At 44.5% G+C, this 4,100-nt stretch carries 3 protein-coding genes; all 3 read right to left on the bottom strand.

The genetic code is table 11. From position 1 onward, the window contains the following. Positions 1-322: 322 nt before the first annotated feature. Genes eno through K2Y18_08395 form a run of 3 tightly spaced genes read right to left on the bottom strand, consistent with a single transcriptional unit; the run spans position 323 to position 4,086 of the window. Positions 323-1,582, bottom strand: a complete 1,260-nt coding sequence (eno, locus tag K2Y18_08405; GenBank protein ID MBX9805756.1) for a phosphopyruvate hydratase — start codon at positions 1,580-1,582, stop codon at positions 323-325. 11 nt (positions 1,583-1,593) lie between these two features. Next, positions 1,594-2,436: a 3-deoxy-8-phosphooctulonate synthase gene (kdsA, locus tag K2Y18_08400; GenBank protein MBX9805755.1), complete on the bottom strand. Its 843-nt coding sequence runs from the start codon at positions 2,434-2,436 to the stop codon at positions 1,594-1,596. A gap of 12 nt (positions 2,437-2,448) precedes the next feature. Continuing rightward, on the bottom strand, positions 2,449-4,086 hold the full coding sequence (locus K2Y18_08395; protein ID MBX9805754.1) for a CTP synthase: 1,638 nt from the start codon (positions 4,084-4,086) through the stop codon (positions 2,449-2,451). Between the last annotated feature and the right edge of the window lie 14 nt (positions 4,087-4,100).

The following is a 4,100-nucleotide window of genomic DNA, read 5'->3' as shown; positions in this document are numbered from 1 at the left end:
TGCAATTATTTTATCAAAATCTACTCGATTCCTCTAGGATTTTCCTCGTGTCCAGAACTTTTTAACGGGCGACTATTCAATGGATAGTATTTAGGAATTATGCCGAATCTCCCAAAGCACCTTTGGAACATTGGGTCTATATCGAGCACCCCAATAGTATCTTTGATAAAGATAATGGCATTACTTTTGAACTTCATAAAAAGTCTGTTTCACAAAGAACTCCTGTATGCTCAAGCTCTTCTAAGAATTGATTGAGAGCTGTTAGAAGCGCTTCTCGAAATTTTTTAATATTATCAAAATATTAAGATTGTACAGCTTTTAACTAAAGCCCAAACACTGCTTGTGATCCCAGTTCTTCCTCAATGCGCAGCAATTGATTATATTTTGCCATTCGGTCAGAGCGGGAGAGAGAGCCGGTTTTGATTTGTCCACAATTTAAGGCTACTGAAAGATCAGCAATGAAAGTATCTTCTGTCTCACCGGAACGGTGGGACATGACGGTTGTATAGCTGGACCTGTGGGCTAGATCAACGGTTTGTATGGTTTCTGTAAGGGTTCCAATTTGATTCAGTTTAATAAGTATACTATTGGCAACGTCCTTTTCAATGCCTTCAGCCAACCGCAAAGGATTGGTGACAAAGAGATCATCACCCACTAGTTGGGTTGTTTCTCCCAGGGCATCAGTTAAGGCCTTCCATCCATGCCAATCGTCCTCTGCCATGCCATCTTCAATGGAATGAATGGGATAGGTTTTGACAAGTTCTTCATAGAAAGCGACTAATTCAGAGGACTCCAGGATTTTATTTTCTCCTGCTAGATGGTAGCGCCCCACCCGATAAAACTCAGTGGCTGCTACATCTAAAGCCAGAACGACATCTTCCCCAGGCTTATAGCCGGCCGTTTCAATGGATTTCATAATGAAATCCAGGGCAGTTCGAGTTGAAGGGAGGGCAGGGGCAAAGCCGCCTTCATCGCCCACATTTGTATTATAACCCGCCTCGGAGAGGTTTTTCTTCAAGGCGTGAAAGACTTCTGATCCCCACCTGAGGGCTTCCTTAAAGGAAGGGGCTCCTGTGGGAGCAATCATAAATTCCTGAAAATCAATAGGATTATCGCCATGGGCGCCCCCATTAATGATATTCATCAATGGGATAGGAAGAACATGGGCATAAAGACCGCCAATATAACGATAGAGGGGTTGACCTTGCTCTTCTGCTGCAGCCCGTGCAATGGCAAGACTTGCGCCGAGAAGGGCATTGGCCCCAAATTTTTCTTTATTTTCTGTGCCATCCAAGTCGATGAGAGCTTGATCAATAAGCATTTGTTCTTGGGCATTCATTCCGCACAAAGCGTCATAAAGGTCATCATTGACCGCTTCTACGGCATTCAAAACACCTTTCCCATTATATCTCTCTTTGTCACCATCACGCTTTTCAACGGCTTCATGTTTGCCAGTAGACGCACCCGAAGGAACGGAAGCCCGTCCGCGGACACCACTTTCAAGTTCAACTTCAACCTCAACGGTAGGATTACCTCGGGAATCAAGAATTTCACGTCCTAGAATGTCGATGATGATACTCATAATGTCCTCGCTTAAGCGGCTAGAGAAAGGGGATTAGACTTTGATAAATTATCAAAAGCCATGAGCGTTTCAAGAAGAGCAGGCATATCTTTTAATTTAACCATGTTAGGCCCATCACTGGGCGCTTTGTCTGGGTCTTGATGGGTTTCCATAAACACAGCAGCAACGCCAATGGAAATGGCAGCACGGGCAAGAACAGGCACAAATTCTCTCTGTCCTCCCGTTGAAGACCCTTGACCACCCGGTTGTTGAACAGAATGAGTTGCATCAAAAACAATGGGATAACCAAGCTCAGCCATGATGGGAAGGGCACGCATATCTGAGACAAGTGTATTGTACCCAAAGGAAACGCCGCGCTCACACAACATAATGTTTTTATTACCGGTTTCTTCAATTTTCTTTACCACGTTCTTCATATCCCAAGGGGCAAGAAATTGCCCTTTTTTCACGTTTAAGGCTTTCCCTGTGTTGCCAGCTGCAAGTAGAAGGTCTGTTTGACGGCACAAGAAAGCAGGGATTTGAAGAACATCGACGACTTCGGCCACGGGAGCACATTGAAGAGCATCATGAACATCGGTGACAATCGGGCATCCCCACTTTTCGCGGATTTCTGCAAAGACGGGGAGTGCTTCCTTAAGACCCACTCCTCTTGCGCCGCTTAAGCTGGTACGATTGGCTTTATCAAAGGAGGTTTTATAAATTAGCCCCATTCCCAATTTTTGTGTCATTTCTACCAAGGCATGAGACATTTCAAGAGCATGGTCGCGACTTTCCATAACGCAAGGTCCCGCAAGGAGGGTTAAAGGGAGATCGTTTCCAATGGTAAGATTACCGACTTTAACGTGATGGGTCATACTATACTCCTATTAAACAAGACGATTTTGATTGAGGGCTGCTTCAATAAATGAGGTAAATAAAGGGTGAGGTTTGAAAGGCCGTGATTTTAATTCAGGGTGGAATTGAACGCCAATAAACCAAGGATGATCCTTGCGTTCAACAACTTCTGGCAAAAAGCCGTCTTCTGTTTTTCCCACTACATAAAGACCACATTCTTCAAGTTCTTTGAGATAGGTAGTATTGACCTCATAACGGTGGCGGTGGCGCTCAGAGATATGGTCGCTATGATAAATATCATGAGATTTAGAGTCTGGAGTTAATTGACATTCATAGGCACCAAGACGCATGGTACCGCCAAGATCACCGCCGGGAAAGTACTTTTGAATCATATCACCCTTGGCCCATTCGGTCATAAGCCCCACGACAGGCATGAAAGTTGGCTCAAACTCTGTTGAATTTGCTTTCTTGTGACCTCCAATATTTTGAAGGGCTTCGATAACAGAAAGCTGCATTCCTAAACATATACCAAAGAGAGGGATTTTATGCTCGCGGGCGTATTCAATGGCTAGCTTCATGCCTGTAGTCCCGCGCGTGCCAAAACCGCCAGGAATGAGGATTCCATGAAGGGATGAAAAACGCTCCATGAGGTGGATTTTGCTCGCAGCTTCTAATTCTTCTGCATCAATCCATTCAATATTTACATGAACTTTATTAGCAATTCCCCCATGAATAAGGGCTTGGTGAAGAGATTTATAAGCGTCCACAAGGCAGGTATATTTGCCAACAACGCCAATGGTGACATTCCCTTCGGGGCGATTGAGGGTGTCAACAATTTGCTCCCAAATCGTCAGATCGGGTGAGGTTTTATCTTCAAGAGAAAAATGTTTGCAAACTTCCTTATCTAAACCTTGATGGTGATAACTGATAGGAACTTGATAAATAGAGGCAACATCTAAAGCTTCAATCACGCATTCAGGTTTTAAGTTACAGAAAAGAGCAAGCTTGCGCCGTTCTTCCACTCCAATAGGGCGGTCGCTGCGGCATAAAAGAATGTCGGGCTGGATACCTTGGCTTTGAAGTTTTTGAACTGAATGTTGAGTAGGTTTTGTTTTAAGTTCTCCTGCCGTTGGAATATAGGGAACAAGGGTCAAATGAATAAAAAGCGAATTGCGCCAGCCCACATCATTACGTAGCTGACGAATGGCTTCAAGAAAAGGTAGACCTTCAATGTCACCCACGGTGCCCCCGATTTCACAAATGACAAAATCAGCTTGTTCGCTATTCTTTAAGATAGCGCCTTTAATGGCATCCGTAATGTGAGGGATGATTTGAACGGTAGCACCTAAATAGTCGCCACGCCGTTCATTGGCAATGACATCGGAGTAAATACGACCCGTTGAAACTGCATCAAAGCGTGTTGCGTTCACGCCTGTAAATCGTTCATAGTGGCCTAAATCAAGGTCTGTCTCCGCGCCGTCATCTGTGACAAAGACTTCCCCATGCTGTAAGGGGTTCATTGTTCCCGGATCAACATTTAGATAAGGTTCTAATTTGCGGATTAAAACTTTGTATCCTCGGGCTTGCAGAAGGGCTCCAAGAGACGCCGATGCTATCCCTTTTCCTAAGGAAGAGACCACACCACCAGTTACAAAAATAAAACGTGCCACATTTTCCTCTCGGG

It is taken from the genome of Alphaproteobacteria bacterium, assembly GCA_019746225.1.
Classification (GTDB): domain Bacteria; phylum Pseudomonadota; class Alphaproteobacteria; order Paracaedibacterales; family VGCI01; genus VGCI01.
Note: the sequence above shows the minus strand (reverse complement) of the source record. Positions and strands in the feature narration are given on the sequence as shown.